Below are 24661 nucleotides of genomic sequence, written 5' to 3'. Positions count from 1 at the left end.
CCTCTTTTATTTAGCGCGTGTTAAGTAGGCGACACTTTGCTGAAGTAGCATTGCGCCGTTTGGCGTCAGTATAGATTCTGGATGAAATTGGTAACCCAATGCGTTGTCATCATGATGATAAATAGCCATAGGGATATCTTCATACTGGGCAATAACCTTTATATTACCAGGCACTTTTGTTGCCATTAATGAATGGTAACGTGCTACAGGCATTGTATTGCCCATACCATCAAATACAGGATGTTCGCCTAAATTAATAATTGAAGACTTACCATGTACGGTTTCACCGGCATGACCGATTACTCCGCCGTAGCTTTGGGTTAACGCTTGTTGGCCTAAACAAATGCCTAGCATTGGGAAGTGGCCTTTAGAGAGCTCAATAAGCTCCATTAAACAGCCTGCATCGCTTGGTGTTCCAGGGCCAGGCGAAAGTACTAAGAGTACTTGGCCTTGCTCTTGGCGCATTTTATTAAAAATAACCTCAGCGCTAATGTTGTTTCTATAAACAACCAGTTCGCAGCCAAGCATCGTAAGCTCATCAACTAAGTTATATGTAAATGAGTCAAAGTTATCTAAAAAATAGATTTTAATAGGATTCGTTTTACTCATTTTATACCGCCTTATACGTAGATTTTATGGCGGTGATAACCGCTTGTGCTTTAGCGCGAGTTTCGTTTGCTTCTGAAATAGGATCTGAGTCAAACACTACACCTGCACCTGCTTGCACGTAGGCTATGTTATTTTTAACAAAAGCAGAGCGAATAACAATACAGCTATCCATTGCGCCATCACCGGTTAAGTAACCTACAGCGCCGCCATAACTGCCACGGCGTTTCCCTTCAGTTTGACGAACAAGCTCAGCAGCACGTACTTTTGGTGCACCAACAAGGGTGCCCATATTCATACACGCTTGGTAAGCGTGCAGTGCATCAAGTTCTGGTTTTAATGTGCCAACAACGCGTGAAACTAAATGCATTACCTGTGAATAGCGGTCTACTTTTAATAACTCTTTGGCAAAACGAGTACCTGCAACACTAATGCGGGCTACGTCGTTACGCGCTAAATCAACAAGCATTAAATGCTCGGCGCGCTCTTTTTGATCGTTTCTTAGTTCCAGCTCAATGCGGCTGTCTAGGTCGGGGTTTATTTGCCCGTTAGCAAATTTGCCGCGCGCTCGAGTACCAGCAATTGGGTAAACTTCTACTTGCTGATTACTTACGTCGTACTTAAGGGCAGACTCAGGAGACGCGCCAAATAATGCAAAGTCTTCATCGCGCATATAAAACATGTAAGGGCTTGGGTTTTGCTTTTTAAGCTGGCTATACGCATGTAAAGAATCAGGGCAAGGTAGTGAAAATGTACGCGACGGCACTACCTGAAAAATATCGCCATCTACAATGTTCTTTTTAAGCTTAACAACTTGCTCGCAATACGTTTCGTCGCTTATATCAACGCTTACTTCACATTCGCCACTTTGCATATCCGCACTAAATTCTGCTGCGTTATCGCACAGCGTATTTAACCGCTCAAGCTCTTTACCTACTTCAAAGCAGTTAGCGTGTACGTCTGGGCCATTAAATACATTGCCAATGAGTTCGGTTGTTTGTTTTTGATGATCAATAACAACTAAGGTTTCGGCTAAATAAAATACGTAATCTGGGCAGGTGTTTTCGCCATCAGGTACATCACTTAATTGCTCAAAGTTTGCCACCATGTCGTAGGCAAACACACCGCCTAAAAATACCGAAAACGGATTTTCGGTAGTGCTTTGAATGCTGTTAATACAGGTACGAAGAGCACTGAAGGCGTTATCGGCAACAAGCTTACTTGCTTCGTCTATATCGCTGCTGGTGTCTTGGTAGTTAAGTGTAAGCGTTGTGTCGTTTAATTGTGAATCACAGCTCTTAACATTTGCTTGTAAGTAGCTTAATAATTGCTTGCCGTTATTAGATTGTGCGCTAACAGTTACCGTTTTACCCTTACATACAATGCGCAGGGCGCTATCAACTAAAATTAAACTTTTTACACTGTCTTTAGAATCAATCTCAGCCGATTCAAGCAGTAGTGAGTTAGGCTTATCAAGTGCCGCGTATAATGCAAGAGGGCTACTAATATAGTCGCGTACTTGCGTAATGCTTGTTACTTCGCCTGGTGTGGTAGTTATATGACTAAAAATCAAACCTCATTCCCTCAAAAAATTAAACCCCGCAGTGCTTTTGCAATGCGGGGTTTGAATAACGATATCTAAATTACAAACAGATCATTACCGTCCCGCTATATCAGGCGCCACCACCAACGATGTGTAAGAGTAAGACCGTTATTCATGTTTTTCTGCCTCAAAATTTATTAAATATTTTTAACGTATACGTTTCGTAAAATTTAGTTATAAAAAAACCCGCATAGTTGCGGGTTTTGAATTTTTGCTAGACACGACAATTCATCACCCGATAATTACGAGTGCCACCACCAAATAGTGTTTAAGTTTGAATTGATCATTATTGTTAATTCTTAATGTGTCTGAAAGTGGCTACAGTAAAACGTATCTTATGCTTTTGTGTCAAGTGTTTATTTAAAACAATTTAGTCAAAAAAGTTGTTATACTTACATAAACACCAGTAACCCTTAATTTTAAGCAGTTTTCTTTTGATAAAATACGATTTACATAGCCATACTACACATTCAGACGGGCGTTTGACGGTTGAAGAATTATTGCATCGCGCTGTTGATAAAAATATTGATGTGTTTGCTATTACCGATCATGACACTGTGGCGGCTATTAAGCCTGCTCAGCAATTTATTGAAGCAGAAAACTTACCGCTTTCATTAATAACGGGTACCGAAGTGTCTACCAAATGGGAAAGCTTCGAAATTCATATTGTAGGTTTAAATATTGATATTAATAATATTGACCTTACTTCTTTATTATCGGCTCAGCAGCAAAAGCGAGAAGAGCGTGCACTAGAAATAGGCGCACGCCTTGCAAAAAATGGCTTTGATGGCATTTACGAGCAAGCTAAAGAGCTGGCAAAAGACGCGCAAATTACGCGCGCACATTTTGCACGCGCCCTTATTGAGCGCGGTGTAGCTAAAAATTTCCCGGGTGTTTTTAAAAAGTACTTAGGGCGCGGCAAAACAGGCTATGTACCTAGTTGCTGGTGCACCATGCAAACCGCTGTGGAGGCAATACATGCCGCTGGTGGTGTTGCTGTACTTGCTCACCCAAGTAGCTATCAAATGTCAAACAAGTGGCTACGCAAATTATTAGTAGAATTTAAAAGTGTAGGAGGAGACGCAATGGAAGTTGCACAACCTCAACAGGCGCCAAGCGAACGTCAATTTTTAGGTGAACTCAGCCGTGAGTACGAACTACTTTGCTCGCAAGGGTCTGATTTTCATTTTCCGACAAGCTATTTAGAGCTTGGCAAAAATTTATACTTACCGAAAGACTGCCAAGGTGTTTGGCAAGTTTGGGAAGGACAAGAAGGGGCATTAACATGAGTCAATTATTCCATATTCATCCTGATAACCCGCAACCAAGATTGATTAGTCAAGCCGTTGATATTATTAAACAAGGCGGTGTTGTTGTTTACCCAACAGATTCGGGCTATGCCATTGGCTGTAACATTGGTAATAAGCAAGCCAAAGAGCGCATAGAGCGTATTCGTGGTATTGAAAAAAACGATAATTTTACGCTAGTTTGCCGTGATTTATCGGAGCTATCTACTTATGCACGTGTAGATAACCAGCTATTTAGATTAATTAAAAATAATACGCCAGGGCCTTATACCTTTATTTTTAAAGGCACAAAAGAAGTCCCTAAGCGTCTATTAAACGACAAGAAAAAAACCATTGGCATGCGTGTAATTGAACACCCAATTGCTTGTGCGTTACTTGCCGAACTTGGCGAGCCATTAATGTCGTGTTCTTTAATTTTACCCGGGCAGCAGTTTACTGAATCAGATCCGGATGAAATATTAGAGCGATTAGATAAACACGTTGATTTAATTATTCACGGTGGCCATTTAGCCGAGCAAGCAACCACAGTAATCGACTTGTCAGAAGATGAAGTTAAAATATTGCGTGTTGGCTGTGGTGATACAAGCCCGTTTGAGTAATAACAAGTGAGCGAAAGTACTGCTGATACAAAAAGTAGTGAAAAGCCAGTGCAGCAAAAGCTGCCACTGGCTTTTTTGCATGGTAAAGCGGTTGTAGATAAACCAGAAGACTTATATATTCCGCCCGATGCGCTCGAAATAATATTAGAAACCTTTGAAGGCCCGCTCGATTTACTGCTTTATTTAATTAAAAAGCATAAACTTGATGTGCTCGATCTTTCTATTTTTAGTATTACAGAGCAGTATGTAAGTTATGTTGAAATGATGACCGAGTTTCAACTCGAACTTGCCGGTGAATATTTAGTTATGGCTGCGTTACTTGCACAAATTAAGTCGCGCTTATTACTCCCTGTTCACGAAGAGCTTGAAGAGGAAGAAGACCCTCGCGCTGAGCTTATTAAACGTCTACAAGAATATGAGTTATTTAAAAAAGCCGCCGAAAACCTCGATGATATCCCCCGTGTTGGGCGTGATATTTTTATAGCGCATGCCGCTATGCCAATAAATGAAGACATAAGTCAAAACCTCCCCGATATTGAACTTAAAGACTTAATGCTGGCGTTGAGTGATGTTATGGCGCGAGCAAAAACGTTTGAACATCATCAAATTACTGCCGAAGTACTCTCAACCCGAGAGAGAATGAGCCAAATATTACAACAGCTATCGAAAGCAAATTCAGCGGTGGTATTTAATACGCTTTTTACGCCTGATGAAGGGCGTAGTGGTGTGGTGGTTAGTTTTATAGCCATGCTTGAGCTCATTAAAGAAGGACTTGTTACTTGTTTGCAAGTAAGCCCAGAGAGCTTAATTTATGTCAGCTTGAGCGAGCAATCCACCCTATAAACTTATCTGTTTAATCCTCAACTTCTAAAAACTGACTTTAATTATCAAAGTTCTGTGCGTATACGCACGTAAAGTGTTTGTAAATGTTATTTTCATTTACGGCTATGCACTATATTGTAACGTCATAGCATTATAGGACGTTACACATGTTTAAAAATACACCTTCATCTTACGGACTTGTCGCCATTATTTTACATTGGCTCATGGCGTTGACTATTTTTGGCCTGTTTGGTTTAGGTTTATATATGGTTGAGCTTACTTATTACGATAGCTGGTATAAAGGCTCGCTCGATTTACATAAAAGCATTGGTATTACGTTTGTGGCCGTATTTTTATTTAGAATTTTATGGCGTGCTTTATCTACACAACCTAAACCCTTAGGTGAAAGTAAAGGTATGAACCAATTAGCACACACCGCGCATATTGCTATGTATATTATTTTGGCCGTTATAGTTGTTGCAGGGTATTTAATATCAACCGCAGACGGACGTCCAATAGAAGTGTTTACCTTATTTAACGTATCAGCGCTTGATTTTGCTTTTGATGACCAAGCCGATATTGCAGGAAAAGTACATTATTACGGCGCGTGCACATTAATAGGGTTTGCAGTATTGCATGCACTAGGGGCGTTAAAACATCACTTTATCGATAAAGATAAAACCTTAATCAGAATGATCAAACCATTAAAGGATGATTAAAATGAAAAAATTATTAGTAAGCACAGCCGTTTCGGCTGCAATGATGTTATCGGCAACAGGCGCTAATGCAGCTGATTATGTAATTGATACAAAAGGCGGGCACGCATCTGTTAACTTTAAAATTAAACACTTAGGTTACAGCTGGTTATATGGTCGTTTTAATACTTTTGACGGCACATTTAGTTATGATGCTAAAAACCCTGATGCATCAAAAATTATGGTAAATATTGACACCACAAGCCTTGATTCTAACCATGCAGAGCGCGATAAGCACTTACACGGTAAAGATTTTTTAAATGTGGATAAATACCCAAAAGCGACATTTAAAAGCACCAGCATTAAATTTGATGAAGATGGTGAAGAGGCCGACGTAACCGGCGAATTTACGCTGCATGGCGTAACTAAAACTATTACCTTTGAAATAGATAAAGTGGGCGAAGGTAAAGATCCGTGGGGTGGATACCGCGTAGGTTTTGAAGGCGAAACCAGCCTTAAACTTACCGACTACGGTATTGATTACAACTTAGGGCCTGCATCTACTCATGTTGATATTATTTTATCAATAGAAGGCGTTCGTAAGTAATACAGTTATTGAATATAAAAACGCTACTTACTGTGGCGTTTTTTTTGCTTAACAGAAACTCAAATTAAGCGACTTTGAATTTGTTTATTTTGTGCTATTAATACGTGACTGTAATAGCGGCCTTAAATCCTCAGGCAACCAGCGCATAAGTAAATCGTTATAAGCCTGCGTTTTTTTAATAACTTTAAGCTGCTCATTAAGAATAGCGATGTCTTTTGCGCCTTGCTCGTTTTTAGTACAACCAATAAAGCCATAACTGAGCGCTGGAGATTCGGTTAATGGACGCTGCGTTAAGTTTTCTTCAAAGTGCATTGATTTAGCTAAATAGTAATGCTCGCTTGGGTAACCCAGCAAAATATCAATTCGTTTTAGGTTAAGCATATATGTGAGGCTCGCTAGGCTATCGCGTGTGGGTCTAATTACTAAATCAATGTTTGGTGTACTGTTTATTAAAGTATCTATCTCTTGGCCGTAAGAGCGGCTCATAGAAACTCCAAGAGTTAGTTTTTTATCTTGTATTAAATTGAGTAGTGATACTTCTTTTGATTCCGCTATATTTAGCGCTTTGGCGAGCTTTTTGTGCATTGCTATTGAAGGCGAGAGGCCCGTTGTTGAGCTCTCCTCTGTGAAATAAATATGCTCTTTTCTGTAATCATTTTTATAAAGCGATAACGCACAAACATTATTTGAAGTATTAGACAGCTCTTGAATTACTTTACCTGAGGGGATAAGCATGCGGTTAAAGGTAATATTAGGAAGTTGTTTTTCAAGTAAAGAAATTATGCTTTCGTCACGGCCTTGGTGTTGATATTGACCATTTAAAATATAATAGGGTGCAAAATCGTGCGCTAGCCAGTTTATGGTTCTAGCATTGCTTATTGAGCTCAGACAGAAAAAAAGTAAGAAAGTTAAAAATATACGGAGCATTACAACAGCTACCAGTAATTATTATTGTAAAACTATTGTAACCAATAAAGAGCTAAAAAGTAAAATGCCAGCAACAAGGCTGGCATAATATCTGATCAATAATTGCAATAATAGAATGGCAATTAAAATTATGTGTTGCTTAGTTAGCTTTTAGCCACTTAACAAACTGGCGTGCATCACTCGCTTTTTGAAATAATGCATTTTTTAAACCTTGTGTATCACTGAAGATTACACGATGTTTGTTTACTGAAATTGATTGCACTGGATGTGCTATTTGGATCATAGACCCATTATATTTATAAGACATAATAAAACTCACTTTATTCTTGTTATTTATTCTGCGCTATATTTTTATAGCAAATTGCAGTCAATAAATTAACGATGTTGTGTTTAGCTTCATTACAGTGTTGACGATCTTTATGACACTTTTGCGATGATAGTAAAAAATCATCTCGGTATTATTCAAGGGGTTCTCGCCGTACAATAACTTAGCTTTCAAATATACGTTTTGCGGGGCTTACTGGATCAGGGTAAATGGTTAACCGCGGCGGTTTCTTTAAACCAGAGAGGGAAGGTAACTTATATATAAATTGTGTGCAAGCTATTTATTATAAAAATATTTATAATAAATCTTATCAACTGCTTACAAAGCCCATTTTTAGTTACCAAAGGATAAGTATGAATTACCTGATAGTGAGTGATATTTATGGTTTAACCCCTGCTTTAAGTAAGTTATCACAGGCAATTAGTTCACATTTAGTGATTGTTGACCCTTACAATAACAAGATTCAAGCTATTGAAAGTGAACAAGATAGTTATAATAATTTTATACAGCAGTGTGGCCATGATAAATACACCGACAAACTTAAAAAATGCTTTGAGAGTTTAAAAGTACCTACCACGTGTATTGCTTTTAGTGCAGGGGCAAGCGCAGCATGGCGGGCACAGTTATTAACAGGCAATACACACCTTAAAAAGTTAATTGGCTTTTATCCGTCGCAAATTCGTAATTATTTAGCGTTAGATGCAAATGTACCCTGTGAATTCATATTCCCAGCAAGTGAGAGTCACTTTAATGTTGATGAAGTTATTAAAGCTTTAAGCACCAAAGCGGGTGTTAAGTGCTATAAAACCAATTTTTTGCATGGTTTTATGAACGAGTACTCAACCAATTTTTGATGCGCAAGGGCTGGTTGAATATAGTAACTATATAAAACAGAGCAGCTATTAAAGCGTGTTTAGCTGCTTTTTATTAATATCAGGAAAATCAGTACGGGTATTATATTTTGCATACAGCGTTGTAAAAATGCTGCTGCCGGATAGTTTATCTAACTCTTTTATAAAGGTTTTAGCACTAGAGCGAGCGGGTCTACAGCATGTTTGATACTGTTTTATTATACCCGCGACAGATAAACCTTGTTTTTGTAGCTTAAGGTCGGCCTGTGCAAAAAAAGCCGCACCCGTCCAATAAACACGTTGCTGGGCGCGTTGTTTCCACATATCGGCAGAGAGCTTATTGAGTGGCTGTGTTTTAGTTTTGGTTTGCTGGCGGGCACGATCAAATCCTGCATTTAAACGTTGTACAAACTGCGGCTGGGTGATTATACCGCTGTCACGCATTATTACGTTTTGCATATAACTGGCAAAACCTTCGCTTAGCCAAAAACCGGAGTAGGGAAGTAGCGGCAAATATAAATGCGAAAGTTCATGGTATAGCGTCCAATCTTTAGTGAATGCATTTAAACTGGCGTAGCGATCTACATGTAGTTCAAGCCCATCGGGGTTATTGCGTTTAACTGTAGCCCAAGGTACAGGCTCAAAAGCAAAGTATTGCGGTTTTAAATAAATAGGCAAAGTGGTTTGTTTTAAAGGCCCCAGTGTATTTTGTGTTTTTTCAACACTTTGGTTAACCCATGTAGATACTGTGTTTTGAGCATTACTTGAGAGCGAGCTAAGGTTATGTATGACTACTTCAACGGCTAATACGTTAAAAGAGCTGATTGATAGTAGCAGTACAAAAAAGTATTTCATTAAAATGCTCCACTGTAATTTAATAACTGGTACGCTAGGGTTAACATACAAGACCAACTAAATGGATAAATAATCACGCCTAATTCTTTATTTTTTAAAATGATAGTAACTATAAAAGTACAAATACAGACACTTCTAGCTAAGCATGGTTTAATCAATTAATCGTTATTTTAAGTTAGGTTTTAGCCATGACGTATCAGCATATTCAAGTTCCTGAGCACGGCCAAAATATCACTATTGATGCACAAGGACACTGGCAAATACCGTTAGAACCTATTATTGCTTTTATTGATGGCGATGGCGTGGGGCTGGATGTTATGCCGGTGATGCGCCACGTTGTTGATAGTGCAATTGAGCATTGTTATAAAAGTGCACGGAAAATTCATTGGATGCAAGTTTATAATGGCGAGCAGGCCGCAAAGCTGTATGACGGTGATTGGTTTCCGCAAGAAACAATTAACGCGGTACGTGCCTGCAAAATTGCCATAAAAGGGCCGTTAACCACACCACTGGGTGGTGGCTTTCGATCGCTTAATGTTGCACTCAGGCAAGAAATGGATTTGTTTGTAAATATGCGTACTATAAAAGGCTTTAGCGCACTTCCTTCTCCTTTAAAAAATCCTTTTTTAACAAACATAACAGTGCTTCGTGATAGCAGCGAAGACGTGTACTCAGGTATTGAGTGGCAAGCAGGCAGTGTAGAAAGCGAAAAAATGCTCGACTTTTTATGCGAAGAAATGGGCGTAACCCGCTTAAGGTTTTCACAAGAATGCGGTATTGGTATTAAAAATATATCTAAAGAAGGCTCTGAGCGACTAATGCGCTTTGCCATTAACTATGCACTTAAAAACGATAGTGAATCATTAACGCTAGTGCATAAAGGCAATGTACTTAAATTTACCGATGGGGCATTTAAGCGTTGGGGGTATGCACTTGCACAAAGCGAATTTAATGCCACTGCACATGAAAATGGGCGTTGGCTACAAATAGAGCGAGTAAATCAAGCACCTCTAATTATTAAAGAAGTTATAGCCGACAATATGCTGCAGCAATGTTTAATGCACCCAGAGCAATTTGATGTAGTGGTGACGACTAATCAAAACGGCGACTTTTTAGCGGATATGTTGAGCGCACAAGTTGGCGGTGTTGGCATAATGCCTGCTGCAAATTTAAATAACGATGTCGCATTTTTTGAGCCTACACACGGCACGTTTGAACGTATAGCAGGGCAAAATAAAGCAAACCCCAGCAGTAGTATTTTAAGTGCGGTATTAATGCTTAAATTTATGGGATGGGACGAGGCCGCATTACTGATAGAAAATGCGTTAGAGCAAACATTTAAAAGTGGTGAAGTAACCTTTGATTTAGCGCAAGAGCAGAGCGATAACTCAAGTATTCATAACTCGACAACCTTAACTTGTACTGGCTTTGCAAAGAAGGTTATCGAGCACTTTTAAACACATTCATTATTAAGCTGCTGAGGCAGTTTTTACTCTGTGCATGCAAGGGCGGTTGGTTAACTGCGCTGCACGATGGTAAATCTCATGTGCTTGAGGTTCATCGCACTGCGTACCACTAAGCGTATCCATTAACGCAACAACAATAATTGCAGGAACCTGGCAGCAATATTCGTCTAAAACGGCTTCCGTCGTTTGTGCATCAACATGGCAAAGTGGGTGGTTTTTAAGTTGGTATGCGTTTAGCAATGTATCCACTTCTAATACATCATTTGGTTGGTGCTTTGTTTTACGGCATTTACAACCAAACTCATCAACTAAAGTAGCTAATGCTTGGTAAGTTTCAGTGGTGTTAGTTTTTGCGCATAACTGCTCTTCAATAAACTGATGTAAGTTAGCATCAATAAATAACCCGTCTTGTTGTGTAAAGCTTGATGTTGTCATAATTATTACTCTTAGTTTGTTGGCTTAACTTCACTCTAGCGCTAAGTGTATTATTAATGAAATTGTTGTTTTCAATAACTGATATTGATTTTATCAATAGTGAGTTTAAAAACTAAATAAAAATAGGAAACATATCTAAATAATACTAATTAATTTGGTGCAAAATCGGAAAGGCGTGCACAAAACTGGAACAAGGGAGCCGTTGAGGTATAGATAGAAAATCTTAGTTAATTGTTTTTAATGAGTTTTAATTATTTCATTAAGTTGGTACCAAGCTTGCTAATAAAGTAATGTAGGTACATTCCTATATCGACGATTTCCAAAAGTGCCATTGTATTTTCCCAAAGTTGAATACCATGGCGCTTTTTTATTTTCTCGTGTATTTTATTTAGCCATAACAATTGCAATAACAGTAGTAATGTTAGATTTTAATAAAGTAGGGAATAGCCACTAAAATAGCGCCTACAATCAAGAGCATGCTAACACTGCTCATAAAATACGGAAATACCAATAGCGACAAACCAATACAAAGCGGTACTACGGCTTTTTTTCTTCGCCCGTAAGTAAGGTAGCCAATACCTATGCCTCCAAACAAAACACTCCACGCAATTATTGATGCACTATCCATTTTTACTCCATTTGAAGTTATTGTCTAAAACCGAGCTTGTTTGAAACTCATAACACAGCATATCTGTATTTAACTTATCTATCTGCAATCGTTTTGGCAAACGCTAATAACTCACGCCTTAACCATTGGTGCGCTGGCGCATGGTGTAGCAGTGGGCTCCATATCATTTTTACCTCAATAGGCACTATTTGGAATGGCACAGGGCTGATTACTAAATCAGTATGAGAGGTTAGTAACTTAGCTTGCCTGCGCGGTAGGGTGACAATAAGTTGCTCTGATTGGCAAAGCAGGCTTGCAACCATATAGTGGCGAGTAAAAACTCGTATTTTACGGGTTTGTTCTAGTTGCCAAAGCGCTTCGTCTACCCAGCCTAATTTTTGTTTTCCTGATTTATTAGTAACAGCGGCTTCAGGCCCCCAGCCGGCACGGTTTACCCAAATATGTTCTTTTTGTAAGTAGTCGTCTAACCCTGATTGCTGTAAAAATGTATTTTTAGGATGGGTTAAACAACAGTAATTATCTCGCCATACACTGGCTTGATGAAACGAGCGTGGCAAACCATTAAAGCGATTTATTGCTAAATCTATCGTGCCTTTTTCCATGTCTTGCAGGTTTACGTCGCTTGGACTTAATACATCAAAATTAATACCGGGATTTTTACTAAGCTGCGCCGTTATAAAAGGGGCTATTAAGGTCGACTCTATGTAGTCATTTGCCATTATTCTAAAGGTAACTTCAGCGGTTGCAGGGTTAAATTGCTCACTAGGCTGCGTAATAGCTTCGGCCATTTTTAAGAGCGCCTCAACTTCAGGTTTTAACGCAAGTGCCTTTGCCGTTGGCGTCATAGAGCCTGCAGCACGAACAAGTAGCGGGTCATCAAATAAATCGCGCAAACGTTTTAGCGCATTACTCATAGCAGGTTGCGTAAGAGCAAGTTTATTTGCAGCTTTTGACACACTTTTTTCATCGATGAGTACATTTAAGTAAACTAACAAGTTGAGGTCGACGTTTCTTATATTCATATGGGCGTGTTGGCCTTTCAGGGTTGAAATTTGTTCAATCTAGGGGCAATTTAATCGCGGCGCGAGGTTTGCCACCTAGTGGGCTAAGTAAAAATCGAGCAAAGCTTCCGCGTCCTGCTCACGCCCCTTACCTACATCCATGTAGGCAACAAAGAGTTAATCGTCCCTAGAAAGAACCCTATGGGCAGTGTGTATTTGGCCTTTATGCAGCGTTAAAGTACATTTATGGGGAGTCACCACACTACATGTACTTTGCCTTGCTTAAAAACCAAATACACGGCTGAAAAATTAACCTCGAAAGGTCAATACGCCCAATAAATTCTATTTATATGCTTTATTAATTATCTAAATTAAAGCCTGCTTGCTAAGGTGTAAACAATTAATAAAAAATAACCGCCATAACTGGCATCAATATAAGTGCTGTATTTATGAAAAATAGGCTAACAAATCAATCTAATAATGCGCTACAACACGTTGTAGCAAGCAAGCTTGCACGATCTGTTTTTGCTGGATTTGAGGCGATGTTTTCGCAATTTTTAAATATTACACTGGGTGCACAAAGCCGTTTTGAGCAACGACAGTACCACAGTGTGCAAAGTGCTATGCGTGAACGTTTACAAGTGTATGAGCGCGAAGTAAAAAACGTGAGTGAAGCCGTGAGAGTTATTGCTTATGCTGAACTTACTTGCCCGCAAACGTGGCAGTTAGCTAAAAATATTTACGGCGATATGGTACAAAATCACGAAAATAAACCTATTGCGCATACTTTTTTTAATTCAACGTTTGGCGCAATTTGGGACGATAAAAAAATTCGTACTGTGCATTTGTTTGTATTAAAAGCAAAGTATCGTAGTGAGCCACGCTCTTATGAAAGCTTAGTGAGCAGGGTATCGCTACATAATGGGTTTAATAACGCCGTTAAAACGCTTATCACTAATCAAGTATTTAGAGTGCCATTTAGTCATTTAGAGCGTGATGTAGCCACATTACAAAGTACGTTAATGCAAGGCGCTAAGCAGCAATGCAAACAGGTGTACGAACTTATAAATTTAAACGACGGGTATATTGAATACGCCAACTCATTATTTTTTAGAAACAAAGCCTGTTATTTAATTGGGCGCTGCATTGCTAAAAATGGCGACAATATGCCTTTTGCTATCGCTATTTTAAATACCGATGAGGGACTAAAGCTTGATGCTGTAATGATGGGCGCCGATCAATTAAGTTTATTATTTGGTTTTGCACGCACCTATTTTATGGTTGATACCGATAAACCCGCACGTTATGTAGATTACTTAAGTGTATTAATGCCACACAAACAACGCTTTGAGTTATTTAACGCAATTGGTTTTATAAAGCACGCCAAAACTGAGTTTTATCGGCATAAGGTCGATACGACTAAAAATAGCCCAGCCAACTTTAAGTATGTCACAGCAGCAGGGACGCCAGGTATGGTAATGCTGGTATTTACTATTGAAGGGCTAGATTACGTTTATAAAGTAATTAAGGACAAATTTAGTGCGCCAAAAACAGCCACCAAAGCACAAGTCAAAGAAAAGTATAACTTTGTAAAACAAGCCGATAGGGTTGGTCGTTTGGTAGACACACACGAATTTAGATATTTAGCGTTTGATTTAAGCCGTTTTAGCGACGAGCTTCTTGAGCAGATGAAAAGCCAAATTGGTAGCAGCATGGTTATATCTGGCAAGGCACTAATTTTAAAGCACGTTTATGTTGAGCGTAAAATGACCCCGCTTAATTTATATATTACCCAATGCGATAACAAAACCCTAGAACGAGTAATGCATGACTACGGCAAAGCAATTAAAGAATTAGCGGGTGCTAATATATTTCCGGGCGACATGCTAATGAAAAACTTTGGCGTAACGCGATGGGGGCGAGTTGTGTTTTACGACTTTGACGAAATTTGCCCACTAACCGATTGCAACTTTAGAGAGGTGCCACAAACCCAAAATGCACTAGAAGAGCTAAGTAGTAACTCGTATTTTGATATAGCTGAAAACGATATATTTCCGAGCCAATTTAAGGTGTTTTTTAGCGCCAACGAGATTGCGTTTAGTTATTTTAATAATGAGCACAGTAACTTGTTTTTAGCGACGTTCTGGCAGGATTGTCAGCAACAAGTACACAATGGTTATCTACCCGATGTTTATCCTTACAAACAAAGTTGGCGCTTTTGAGGTTGTTTGAATCTGTGTTCATCCCCATCTATATGTTATTACAGTTTTTAAACTTGGAGCAACAATGAAATATATTTCTCATGAAGATGGTAATCTTGCATTTAGTGAAACCGAAAAACCGGTTTTAAAGAGCCATGAAGTACTTGTTAAAGTTGCAGCAATAGGTGTAAACCGTGCAGACAGTATGCAGCGCCAAGGTAAATACCCGGCCCCTGCGGGAGATAGCCCTATTTTAGGTTTAGAATGTGCGGGTACAGTTACTGAGCTTGGAAAAGATGTAGATAAAAGCTGGCTAAACAAGCGTATTTTCACGTTGTGCTCAGGTGGTGCTTATAGCGAATATGTAGCCGTTGATGCAAAACAACTTATGGAATTACCCGATGATGTAACAATGGCAGAGGGCGCCGCAATAAGCGAAGTGTATTTAACGGCATTTGGCGCATTATTTGAGCTTGGTAAATTACAAAAAGGGCAAACAGCGCTTATTCATGCAGGTGCTAGTGGCGTAGGCGGTGCAGCAATTCAAATGGCTAAAAGCGCCGGTGCTACCGTGGTTATTACCGCTGGTACGGATGACAAATGCCAACACGCAAAAGAGCTCGGTGCCGATCATGCAATTAACTATAAAACCACCGACTTTGTAGAATATATGAAAGCAAATGAGTTAACAGCAAATGCAATTGTAGATCCTGTTTCGGGTAGTTACTTAAATAAAAATGCCGCTATTGCAGCCATGGATTGCCAAATTGTAATGCTTGCATTTTTAGATGGACGTTTTGCAGAAGTTGATTTTGCGGCGCTTTTACAAAAGCGTATTTCGTTTCATGCCTCAACGCTTAGAAATCGTAGTATTGAGTTTAAACGCCAGGTGCGCGACGACTTTGTAGCACGCTTTTACAATGATATTGCCACTAAAAAGTACGACTTTAACCTGTATAAAACATTGCCTTGGAGCGACGCAAACGAAGCGCATGCTATTTTAGAGCGTAATGAAAACGCAGGAAAAGTGGTTTTACTTGTAGAGTAACTCTTTAATTTTAGGGTTTAGCCCATATACTAAGCCCTATAAAAAATACTTAAGGTTTAATAATGAATCCAATACTAGCAATACTTAAAGAGCACAATGTAAGCGACGAAAAAGTAAAAGCATTGTTTGAAGCGTTTACTCAAAATCCAATGATGGCAATGGCGCTTGTTCAAGAGCTTGGTATTCCGCCAGAAAAGTTACAACAATTAATGGCAGTCGTGATGACTCAACCGCATCTTATTAAAGAAGCGACTGACGAACTTGGTTTAGATTTTGAAAAAGTAAAAGAAGCGAAAGAAAAACTAAATCAACAATAATTGATAATCTAATTTTCAGATTGTTCATATAGCAAGGTAAGCAACTACCTTGCTATACCCGTCGTAAAGCACACACTTTTTGTTACACTCTACATTGAACTGCTCAGTATTTAATTAGTCATAATAATACTTAATTAACGCAGGGAAATAATATGAAACCGCTTTATAGGTTTTGGAAAAATAACCGCTCTCTTATCGTATTTATTGCACTAATGAGCGTATTTAGAAGCGCTGTAGCCGATTGGTACGAAGTGCCAACAGGCTCAATGAAACCAACAATTCAAGAAGGTGACAGAATACTTACCGATAAAATGGCCTACGATATTCGTATCCCATTTACGCACATAAAACTACTTAAACTAGCGGACCCACAAACCGGTGATATTATTGTTTTTGACTCACAAGCTGCCGATAACCGTTTAATTAAACGTGTAATTGGTGTGCCAGGAGACACCGTTGCGCTTGAAAATAATGAGCTCATTATTAATGGTAAAAGACTTAATTATGCAGATCAGCAAAGCAACATAGACTCGCTTGATAAAATCGAAGATTTAAACGGATTAGCGCATTCGATAAGAGTGGCAAATATTCCTTCCCGTTTATCGGGCTTTGATGCAATTACAATTCCTGATGATTATTATTTAGCAATGGGCGATAACCGCGACAATAGCGCTGACTCGCGTGTAATAGGTTTAATTCCGCGTAATGAGTTATTAGGAAAAGCAGAGCGCGTTATAGTGTCTCTTGATTACGATAACTATTACCTACCAAGAAAAGACCGCGTATTGAAAAAGCTCAATTAAATAAGATAATTAATTTTAGAGTTAAAATATAACTGCCTATTTAGGCAGTTTACTTATATATTTTTTTACAAGCTTGGTAAGAACACTACGCTCTTGTTCGGTATTTAATACCTTACAAAAATCGCCACTAACTGCAGCGCCACAAGCACCTGCTTCAAACCACTGAGATATATTATCTAAATTCACACCACCAACAGGCATTAATTGTGCTTCTGAAAATGGACCCGTTAATGCTTTAAAGTAACCAACGCCCATACTACCAGCAGGAAATACCTTAATAATATCAGCGTTATATTCAATTGCATTTGCTACATCGGTAGGTGTTAGTGCGCCCATTAATACGGGTAACCCGTGCTGGTGGGCAAGTTCGACAACCGATTTGTTGGTATTTGGCGTTACGATAAACTGCGCGCCAGCATCAATAGCTTGCTGGGCAAGGGTGGTGTTAATTATTGTGCCTGCACCAATAAGTGCGTTTTTATGCGCTGCGCGAGCTCTTGCTATTTCTTGCTCAAAGCCAGGTGTGTTTGAAGTGATCTCTAATGAGTGTATGCCCGCATTTATTAAACAATCAATTAATGGAGCTACATCGGTTTGTTGTTTTAAGCGCAGTATGGCGACTAATTTGTGTTGCTTTATTTGGCTACTTACTTTTGTTCTGTTGGTATCTAAAATTTGGGTCATAATTACAATTCACTTTATATCAAACGGGGTAGACGATTTAATAGGAAATAGTATAGTCAGGGAGTATGTACCTTTCTAAATTGAAAAATTAATTGATAAAGGTCACAGGCTTAATCAATTAAAGGCTTCAGAAAAATCTTGATTAACTTACTTGTTTTAATCGGCAATTCTTCATGAGGTAGGTGACCGGCATTACTCACTATTTCTAACTGAGTATTTGTGCTGTTGAGTATAAATTCTTTTGTGTAGTCAAATGGAACTACCTCGTCCTCCTCTCCCCAAACAACTAAAGTAGGTATATTTAGTTTATCGCCAGCAAATAACAAAGGGTCGAACGAGTACGATTTTAAAAGGGAGATTAATGCTGCTCTATTACCAACTCTAAGAGTTAGTTCACTGTACTGCTGAAACTTACTAAACGGTATATCTTTATTTTTAAACACTCTTCTGAGACTGTTTTTAGTCACAAAGTAAGGTAAAAAATACAGGCTTAATTGCTTTGTTATTGGTAAATAAGCAAGTTTCCAGCCTATTAGCCAATTCTTAAATGGGGCTAGACGAGGAGTTGCGTTTATAAGAATAAGGGCATTTATTTTATTTCGATGATTTTTGGCTAGTTGCCATGAAATTTCACCACCAAAAGAATTGCCAACTAACGTATATGAGAATATTTCGAGTTTATTAATAAATTTCTCAACAAATTTTGAATAGTTTTTACTATCGTATTTTTTGCTCTCTTCCCATGGCCCAGTTATGCCAAAGCCGGGTAAGTCCAAACTTATCACCCTGAAATCTTTTGTAAGTGTTTTAGTAACATCATGCCACGTATGTAAACTTGCTGATAGTCCATGCAGCATAATGAGTACTGGCGCATCTTTTTTTCCTTCATCTATATAATGAACGCTTATTTTGTCGATATTTACAAACTTTGAGTTATCGTATGACCAGCGTTTTTTTATTACAATAGCCGAAATATCTGGCGAGTACGTTAAATAAAATAATACTGTAAAGCCCAGGAGGAGAAAAATTATAAGGTATGTCAAAGCTTATTATTCCAATTATTGATTAGCGATATTGTAGAAGCTGAATCAATAGGTTTACTGTAGTAATAACCTTGGCCATAAGTACTGCCCATGCCTTTAAAAATTGCTATTTGATTAGCTGACTCGATACCCTCGATTGTTGTTTCAAAGTTAAGCGCTTGTGCCAAAGATATAATAGATTTAACGATGGCAGTAGCTTGGGTGTTATCTACTACATTCAATTTCTCAACGAAAGATCGGTCAATCTTTAATTTATCCAACGGAATTTCTTGGAGATAGGAAAGTGAAGAGTAGCCTGTTCCAAAGTCATCGAGAGCAACCTTTACACCTCGCTCTCTTAAATTGTTCAATACCTTAACAACGTATTCGTAATTGTTAATCATTACAGACTCTGTAAGTTCTATTTCTAACTGTTCGGACGCCAAATTACTGCTTTTTAGGGCATTAAAAATATCTTCAACCAATGTGTTTTTAGTAAACTGTAATGCCGAAACATTAACAGAAACCTTAAGGTGTTTAGGCCATGAAGTAGCATCTTTGCAGGCTTGATTTAAAATAAATTGGCCAAGTTTATTTATTAGGCCACTTTCTTCAGCAAGTGGTATAAATGTATCCGGTGCAATAGTTCCTTTTATAGGGTGATTCCAGCGAACTAACGCTTCAAAACCATTGAGGCTACCCGACTTAAGATTTACTTGTGGCTGGTAATAAATAGTAAATTCGTTATTTATAAGTCCTTTTTTTATATCAGAGAGTAGGGCAAGCTTCGATTTTCCATTTTCTTCCATATATTGTTCAAAGAAACTGCATTTAGATTTTCCTGTCTCTTTTGCTGAATATAGAGCCATATCAGCAAATTTAAATAAATCATGAGCAGTCATAGTATCTTTTGGTGTAGAAGCAATTCCTATGCTCGCATACATTTCAATCTTGTATTCGTGAACATACCATGGTTTTTTTAAAGTATCTAAAATTTGCTCGGCATGTTCTTGGGCTGAAGTTTTATCTAATGTATATTGATAAACAATTGCAAATTCATCTCCGCCAAGACGAGCAACTAACCCATTTGGCTTTATTGCAGCAGAAAGTCGTTTAGCCATTTCTTGTAATAATTTATCGCCCACTATATGTCCTAGTGAGTCGTTTATTATTTTAAAGTTATCTAAATCCATCAAGAAAAGAGTACAGTTTGCTGATGCTTTCTTTTCAAATACTTGTTTAATGAATTGATTGAACTTATGCCTGTTTGCTAAACCAGTTAAAGGATCTGCATTAGCTAAGAACTCCATTTCTTGTTCTCTTAATTTTATTTCTGTTATGTCAGAAATAACACCACGCCAACCTAAAAATAGTCCGTTAAAATTTACTAATGGCTTTGCTGTGATAGCCCACCATTTGTGGCACTTTGCTACTTCAACAGGTATTTGCATATTTTTAAATGGGAGTGGGGTACATAATTTAGTATTGAGGTCTTGAAACAGCTCTTTGCTTGTGGCGCTTTTACACAAGGAAAATATAATTGATGAGAAGTTTTTACCTTCTAATTCCTGTATGGTTACATTAAGTGCTTTAGCAAGGTGAAGGGAGGTATGCTGCAAATTACCTTTTTCATCAGTTTCCCATAGCCAGTCGCTTGCATTTTTTTCGAAGTCATTGAGTAACATACCAACGACTTGACGTTGATGTTCTATTTTTGTTTCTGCCTCTAAGTTTGATAAAAACATTCGAGAAAATACAATTACCGTTGAGGCGAGTATCAAGCCAAAAAAAGTGACTATTAACGCAAAGTACCAATAATGCCCCCAAAAATGGTATGGAATACCAATAAGTAATCCAAGAGTAAAAATACCAACCCATGCTAAGCCCGCTATAGGAAGAAATGAAAACATCCAAGCACCAACAGAGGCAAACGAAATTATAATACAGATAATTAATAGCCGGCCTTGTTCATCAGATAAACCAAATAAATAATTGGCCATCGTGATATGTAAAATAGCCGCTAAAGATAGAATTACAGTTAACCATTCTGCTGCGTGCTTCTTAATTAATGTGTTTTTTTCAATCGATTTACTTTTATGCCACAAAATAATGTTAATAATAGCTATGCACCAAAGAGCGCTTATCCATGATATTAATACATAATGATTAACATCGTTCCAGAAAAATAATGTAAGAAGTAAAGAAGTTAGCATGTTGCCAGTACTACTAAAGGGCATTTGCTGTAAGATTGCGTAGTATTGGCGTGATTTAAACGCTTTGTACGTGTCTCTATTAGAGGAGTTTGTATTTATACTAGACTTGATATTTTTGATAAACCAAAAATAAACAGAATATAACAAATTAAAAAAGCTAGGGTTTGATGAGGTCGGTTCTCGATTCATGAATCTTAGGGGGTCCTTTCCCAAATAGCATTAATTGACAATTTAAAAGGTCTAAATTATTGGCTTATATATTAGCACAGTCCTTTTTTAATACTATTTATGCATTTTATGATAATCATATTGTAATAAAAACCGCTGATGTATCAGCGGTTTTTATAGTATGAGTAATATTACATTACGCGCATACCAGGCTCTGAGCCGTCATCTGGGTTAAGAATATAAATTTCTTTTCCGCCAGGGCCTGCTGCTAATACCATGCCTTCAGACATACCAAAGCGCATTTTACGAGGCTTAAGGTTAGCAACCATAACGGTTAGCTTGCCTTCGATATCCTCAGGTGCGTAAGCTGATTTAATACCCGCAAACACTTGGCGGGTTTCGCCGCCTAAATCAAGTGTTAGCTTAAGTAGTTTATCTGCGCCTTCTACGTGCTCTGCTTTAGCAATTTTAGCTACTCGTAAGTCTACTTTTGCAAAATCATCGAACTCAATTTCGTCGCTAATCGGCTCTTTTGCAAGTGGGCTGTTAGGGTCAATTGTTACTTTTGGTGCTAAGCTTTCTTTAGATTCTTCAACCATTTTGTTTACTTTATCCATTTCAACACGTTGCATTAACGGTTTAAATTTATTGATAGGGTGGCTTACGAGTGCATTTTGAACGCCGTCCCATGCAAGGTCGTCATTTAAAAACGCTTGTACATTGTCTGCCATTCCTGGTAGCACGGGTTTTAAGTAAGTAATTAAAACGCGGAACAAGTTAAGACCAAGAGAACACACTTCGTGTGCTTCTTGTTGCTTAGTTTCGTCTTTAATTAATACCCAAGGTGCTGCGCCATCAATAAATTGGTTTGCTTTGTCGGCAAGCGCCATTATTTCGCGAATTGCGCGGCTGTAATCGCGGTTCTCGTAGTGTGTTGTAATGCTCGGTGCAGCCGCTTGAAACTCTGCTAACAGCTCTGGTTGCATAATAGTGTTGCTTAGCTTGCCATCAAACTTTTTAGTAATAAAGCCAGCACAACGGCTCGCTATGTTGACTACTTTACCTACTAGGTCTGAATTTACGCGCTGTGCAAAGTCTTCTAGGTTTAAATCCAGATCAACAATACCGCTACTTAATTTTGCTGCGTAGTAGTAACGTAAGTATTCTGGGTTTAAGTTATCTAAATAAGTACGCGCTTTAATAAACGTACCCTTTGATTTAGACATTTTTTCGCCATTTACAGTGACAAAACCGTGAGCGAATACGTTAGTTGGCTTTCTAAAATTCGCGCCTTCTAGCATTGCTGGCCAAAATAAGCTGTGGAAGTAGATAATGTCTTTACCAATAAAGTGATAAAGCTCTGCGTCTGAACCCTCAGCCCAAAACGCATCAAAGTCGATGCCTGTTTTGTCACACAGGTTTTTAAAGCTCGCCATGTAACCAATAGGAGCATCTAACCAAACGTAGAAGTATTTGCCCGGTGCATTTGGAATTTCAAAACCAAAATAAGGTGCGTCACGGCTAATATCCCACTGTTGCAAGCCATCGGTAAACCATTCGTCTAGCTTGTTAGCCATTTCTTGTTGAATAGTGCCCGAGTGTAACCACTCTTTTAGCATGCCTTCAAATGCTGGCAGGTCAAAAAAGTAATGCTCAGAATCTTTAAGTACAGGCTCAGCACCTGACATTACAGAACGCGGGTTAATAAGTTCGGTAGGGCTGTATGTAGCACCACACGAATCACAGCTATCGCCGTTTTGGTTTTCAGACTTACACGTTGGGCAAGTACCTGTTACAAAGCGGTCTGGTAAGAAAATACCTTTTTCTGGATCGAATAATTGCGAAATAGTGTGCTTTTTAATATGACCGGCATCGTTTAGGCGGTTATAAATAAGTTCGCTTAATTCTTTGTTTTCTTGGCTGTGGGTGCTGTGGTAGTTATCAAATTTGATATTAAAGTCAGCAAAGTCGCGTTGGCGCTCTATGCTCACTTGTTTTACCATTTCTTCAGGCGTGATCCCTTGCTTTTGCGCATTAAGCATAATTGGCGTGCCGTGGGCATCGTCTGCGCAAACATAATAAGCTTCGTGGCCTTGTAGTTTTTGAAAACGTGACCAAATATCAGTTTGAATATATTCCAATAAATGACCTAGGTGAGTAGGGCCATTTGCATAAGGTAATGCGCTGGTAATCAGGATCTTTCGCTGCGTCATAATCATTCCGAATTGAGGATAAAACGCCGTTTTTATTATACAAACGGCAATTATCATTAATTTATCTACAAGCTATCTGCTTAGAGTGCGCACAGCTTATGGATTTTTATTAATTGACTGGTGTTAATGCCCTGAATGTTACATAATTCCGTGGCACTTTTCATCAAAGAAACGCTATTTAATTGCTATGTTTGGACTGTCGAAACTATTCTCTTCTAAATCGGTGCAAAAACAACCGATTATAACTGCCTTAGCGGCATATCGTAGTGCGGCTTTTGCCGTCGGTATTGACGAAAGCTTTATCGATACTATTACTCAAAATGACGATAAATCACTACACATTAAATTAACTCTGCCATTTGCTGGGCAATCAGAAATGCCTTTAGTTGAGCAACACGTAAGTGAAAGCTTAAATGTGCCTATAACAATTAGCGCCAAGGTTATCATTAAAGAGGCGGCTAAGTTTAAAGCGATTAAACATATTGTACTTATTGCCTCAGGCAAAGGTGGGGTAGGTAAGTCGACTACTGCCGTTAACTTGGCGGGCGCCCTTAAAAACGAAGGCGCAAAGGTGGGTATTTTAGATGCTGACATTTATGGCCCATCTATTCCAATGCTTTTAGGATTAGTGGGCGCAGAGCCCGTAACTAAAGATAACAAACAGCTACAGCCTTTTGATGCAAATGGCATTAAAGCGCAGTCAATTGGCTTTTTAGTTCCAAGCGATGATGCCACGGTATGGCGTGGACCAATGGCGTCAGGCGCACTGAGCCAGTTACTTAACGAAACCGATTGGGGCGAGCTTGACTATTTAATTGTTGATATGCCACCGGGCACCGGTGATATTCAGCTTACAATGAGCCAAAAAGTACCCGCTAGCGGGACTGTTATTGTCACTACACCGCAAGATTTAGCGCTAGCCGATGCGCAAAAAGGCATTGCTATGTTTAATAAAGTAAACGTACCGGTGCTTGGCTTAATAGAAAATATGAGCCACTACATTTGCACTCACTGTGGTGAAGCTAACCACGTATTTGGTAAAGACGGTGCACAAAAACTGGCGCATAAGCACGGCGTGCCTGTACTTAGCCATATTCCACTTGCAATAGATATACGCGAGTATTCTGAGCAAGGTAAACTTATTGCAAGCGATAACGATGCCGCAATAAGCAAAACATACAGCGCAGCAGCAAGGCTAATAGCCAGCACGCTTTATTATCAACAGCATCACAATGCAATTGAAATTGTGATTACGGAAGATTAAT

At 38.7% G+C, this 24661-nt stretch carries 24 protein-coding genes; 12 read left to right on the top strand and 12 right to left on the bottom strand.

What is annotated here, in order from left to right:
- Positions 1-6 precede the first annotated feature (6 nt).
- Entirely contained in the window at positions 7-609 is a 603-nt protein-coding gene (locus tag QMA08_RS02500; protein WP_024594803.1) for an aminodeoxychorismate/anthranilate synthase component II, read from the bottom strand.
- A 1-nt stretch (position 610) separates the two neighbouring features.
- Positions 611-2179 (bottom strand): anthranilate synthase component 1, encoded by a 1569-nt coding sequence (locus tag QMA08_RS02495; protein ID WP_182736529.1) that lies wholly within the window; start codon positions 2177-2179, stop codon positions 611-613.
- Positions 2180-2643: 464 nt separating this feature from the next.
- Here QMA08_RS02495 and QMA08_RS02490 point away from each other — a divergent pair, with 464 nt between their 5' ends.
- The 5 genes from QMA08_RS02490 (at position 2644) to QMA08_RS02470 (ending at position 6239) form a co-directional block, all read left to right on the top strand.
- The gene (locus tag QMA08_RS02490) at positions 2644-3498 is read left to right on the top strand and encodes a PHP domain-containing protein (RefSeq protein WP_002961577.1); all 855 of its coding nucleotides are present in this window, start codon (positions 2644-2646) and stop codon (positions 3496-3498) included.
- Complete coding sequence (locus QMA08_RS02485) at positions 3495-4115, top strand: L-threonylcarbamoyladenylate synthase (protein WP_002961576.1); 621 nt, start codon at positions 3495-3497, stop codon at positions 4113-4115. The genes QMA08_RS02490 and QMA08_RS02485 overlap by 4 nt, the downstream gene beginning before the upstream one ends.
- Before the next feature lie 6 nt (positions 4116-4121).
- Entirely contained in the window at positions 4122-4958 is an 837-nt protein-coding gene (locus QMA08_RS02480) for a ScpA family protein (RefSeq protein WP_002961574.1), read from the top strand.
- Positions 4959-5104: 146 nt separating this feature from the next.
- Positions 5105-5656, top strand: coding sequence for a cytochrome b (locus QMA08_RS02475; protein ID WP_290173551.1), 552 nt, complete (start codon positions 5105-5107; stop codon positions 5654-5656).
- Between the two features lies 1 nt (position 5657).
- Complete coding sequence (locus QMA08_RS02470; RefSeq protein ID WP_272451270.1) at positions 5658-6239, top strand: YceI family protein; 582 nt, start codon at positions 5658-5660, stop codon at positions 6237-6239.
- A gap of 84 nt (positions 6240-6323) precedes the next feature.
- Here the strand turns inward: QMA08_RS02470 and QMA08_RS02465 are convergent, their stop codons facing one another.
- Positions 6324-7166 carry a transporter substrate-binding domain-containing protein gene (locus tag QMA08_RS02465; protein ID WP_193226307.1) on the bottom strand — a complete coding sequence of 281 codons (843 nt, stop codon included), beginning with the start codon at positions 7164-7166 and terminating at the stop codon, positions 6324-6326.
- Positions 7167-7305: 139 nt separating this feature from the next.
- Positions 7306-7473: a hypothetical protein gene (locus QMA08_RS02460; protein WP_002961566.1), complete on the bottom strand. Its 168-nt coding sequence runs from the start codon at positions 7471-7473 to the stop codon at positions 7306-7308.
- A gap of 371 nt (positions 7474-7844) precedes the next feature.
- Here QMA08_RS02460 and QMA08_RS02455 point away from each other — a divergent pair, with 371 nt between their 5' ends.
- Positions 7845-8345 carry a hypothetical protein gene (locus QMA08_RS02455; RefSeq protein WP_290173548.1) on the top strand — a complete coding sequence of 167 codons (501 nt, stop codon included), beginning with the start codon at positions 7845-7847 and terminating at the stop codon, positions 8343-8345.
- A gap of 48 nt (positions 8346-8393) precedes the next feature.
- Here the strand turns inward: QMA08_RS02455 and QMA08_RS02450 are convergent, their stop codons facing one another.
- On the bottom strand, positions 8394-9197 hold the full coding sequence (locus tag QMA08_RS02450) for a hypothetical protein (protein WP_138488943.1): 804 nt from the start codon (positions 9195-9197) through the stop codon (positions 8394-8396).
- Between the two features lie 188 nt (positions 9198-9385).
- Here QMA08_RS02450 and icd point away from each other — a divergent pair, with 188 nt between their 5' ends.
- Complete coding sequence (gene icd / locus QMA08_RS02445) at positions 9386-10654, top strand: NADP-dependent isocitrate dehydrogenase (RefSeq protein WP_138488944.1); 1269 nt, start codon at positions 9386-9388, stop codon at positions 10652-10654.
- Between the two features lie 12 nt (positions 10655-10666).
- Here icd and QMA08_RS02440 read toward each other — a convergent pair whose 3' ends face one another.
- The 3 genes from QMA08_RS02440 to QMA08_RS02430 all read right to left on the bottom strand — a co-directional run bounded on the left by QMA08_RS02440 (position 10667) and on the right by QMA08_RS02430 (position 12748).
- Complete coding sequence (locus tag QMA08_RS02440; RefSeq protein WP_002961558.1) at positions 10667-11098, bottom strand: hypothetical protein; 432 nt, start codon at positions 11096-11098, stop codon at positions 10667-10669.
- A 421-nt stretch (positions 11099-11519) separates the two neighbouring features.
- Positions 11520-11726 (bottom strand): hypothetical protein, encoded by a 207-nt coding sequence (locus tag QMA08_RS02435; protein ID WP_007375422.1) that lies wholly within the window; start codon positions 11724-11726, stop codon positions 11520-11522.
- A gap of 74 nt (positions 11727-11800) precedes the next feature.
- On the bottom strand, positions 11801-12748 hold the full coding sequence (locus QMA08_RS02430; RefSeq protein ID WP_290173545.1) for a LysR family transcriptional regulator: 948 nt from the start codon (positions 12746-12748) through the stop codon (positions 11801-11803).
- Positions 12749-13176: 428 nt separating this feature from the next.
- Here QMA08_RS02430 and aceK point away from each other — a divergent pair, with 428 nt between their 5' ends.
- From aceK to lepB, 4 genes are all read left to right on the top strand, one after another.
- Positions 13177-14949 (top strand): bifunctional isocitrate dehydrogenase kinase/phosphatase, encoded by a 1773-nt coding sequence (gene aceK / locus QMA08_RS02425; protein WP_290173543.1) that lies wholly within the window; start codon positions 13177-13179, stop codon positions 14947-14949.
- Positions 14950-15013: 64 nt separating this feature from the next.
- Positions 15014-15976 (top strand): zinc-binding dehydrogenase, encoded by a 963-nt coding sequence (locus tag QMA08_RS02420; protein ID WP_024595341.1) that lies wholly within the window; start codon positions 15014-15016, stop codon positions 15974-15976.
- A 62-nt stretch (positions 15977-16038) separates the two neighbouring features.
- On the top strand, positions 16039-16293 hold the full coding sequence (locus QMA08_RS02415) for a DUF2999 family protein (RefSeq protein ID WP_002963210.1): 255 nt from the start codon (positions 16039-16041) through the stop codon (positions 16291-16293).
- A 152-nt stretch (positions 16294-16445) separates the two neighbouring features.
- The gene (gene lepB / locus QMA08_RS02410) at positions 16446-17096 is read left to right on the top strand and encodes a signal peptidase I (protein ID WP_290173541.1); all 651 of its coding nucleotides are present in this window, start codon (positions 16446-16448) and stop codon (positions 17094-17096) included.
- Between the two features lie 36 nt (positions 17097-17132).
- Here the strand turns inward: lepB and QMA08_RS02405 are convergent, their stop codons facing one another.
- The 4 genes from QMA08_RS02405 to metG form a co-directional block, all read right to left on the bottom strand.
- Complete coding sequence (locus QMA08_RS02405; protein ID WP_149614790.1) at positions 17133-17780, bottom strand: bifunctional 4-hydroxy-2-oxoglutarate aldolase/2-dehydro-3-deoxy-phosphogluconate aldolase; 648 nt, start codon at positions 17778-17780, stop codon at positions 17133-17135.
- 110 nt (positions 17781-17890) lie between these two features.
- A complete protein-coding gene (locus QMA08_RS02400; RefSeq protein ID WP_290173537.1) occupies positions 17891-18823 on the bottom strand; it encodes an alpha/beta hydrolase in 933 nt (310 codons plus the stop codon).
- The gene (locus QMA08_RS02395; protein ID WP_290173535.1) at positions 18820-21204 is read right to left on the bottom strand and encodes a bifunctional diguanylate cyclase/phosphodiesterase; all 2385 of its coding nucleotides are present in this window, start codon (positions 21202-21204) and stop codon (positions 18820-18822) included. Before QMA08_RS02395 ends, QMA08_RS02400 begins: the two co-directional genes overlap by 4 nt.
- A gap of 170 nt (positions 21205-21374) precedes the next feature.
- Positions 21375-23396 carry a methionine--tRNA ligase gene (gene metG / locus QMA08_RS02390; RefSeq protein WP_290173533.1) on the bottom strand — a complete coding sequence of 674 codons (2022 nt, stop codon included), beginning with the start codon at positions 23394-23396 and terminating at the stop codon, positions 21375-21377.
- Positions 23397-23583: 187 nt separating this feature from the next.
- On the opposite strand from metG, the gene apbC reads away from it, so the two are divergent.
- Positions 23584-24660 (top strand): iron-sulfur cluster carrier protein ApbC, encoded by a 1077-nt coding sequence (gene apbC, locus QMA08_RS02385; RefSeq protein WP_290173531.1) that lies wholly within the window; start codon positions 23584-23586, stop codon positions 24658-24660.
- Position 24661: the final 1 nt, after the last annotated feature.

This window comes from Pseudoalteromonas sp. APC 3355, from assembly GCF_030407615.1.
GTDB lineage: Bacteria > Pseudomonadota > Gammaproteobacteria > Enterobacterales > Alteromonadaceae > Pseudoalteromonas > Pseudoalteromonas distincta.
Note: the sequence above shows the minus strand (reverse complement) of the source record. Positions and strands in the feature narration are given on the sequence as shown.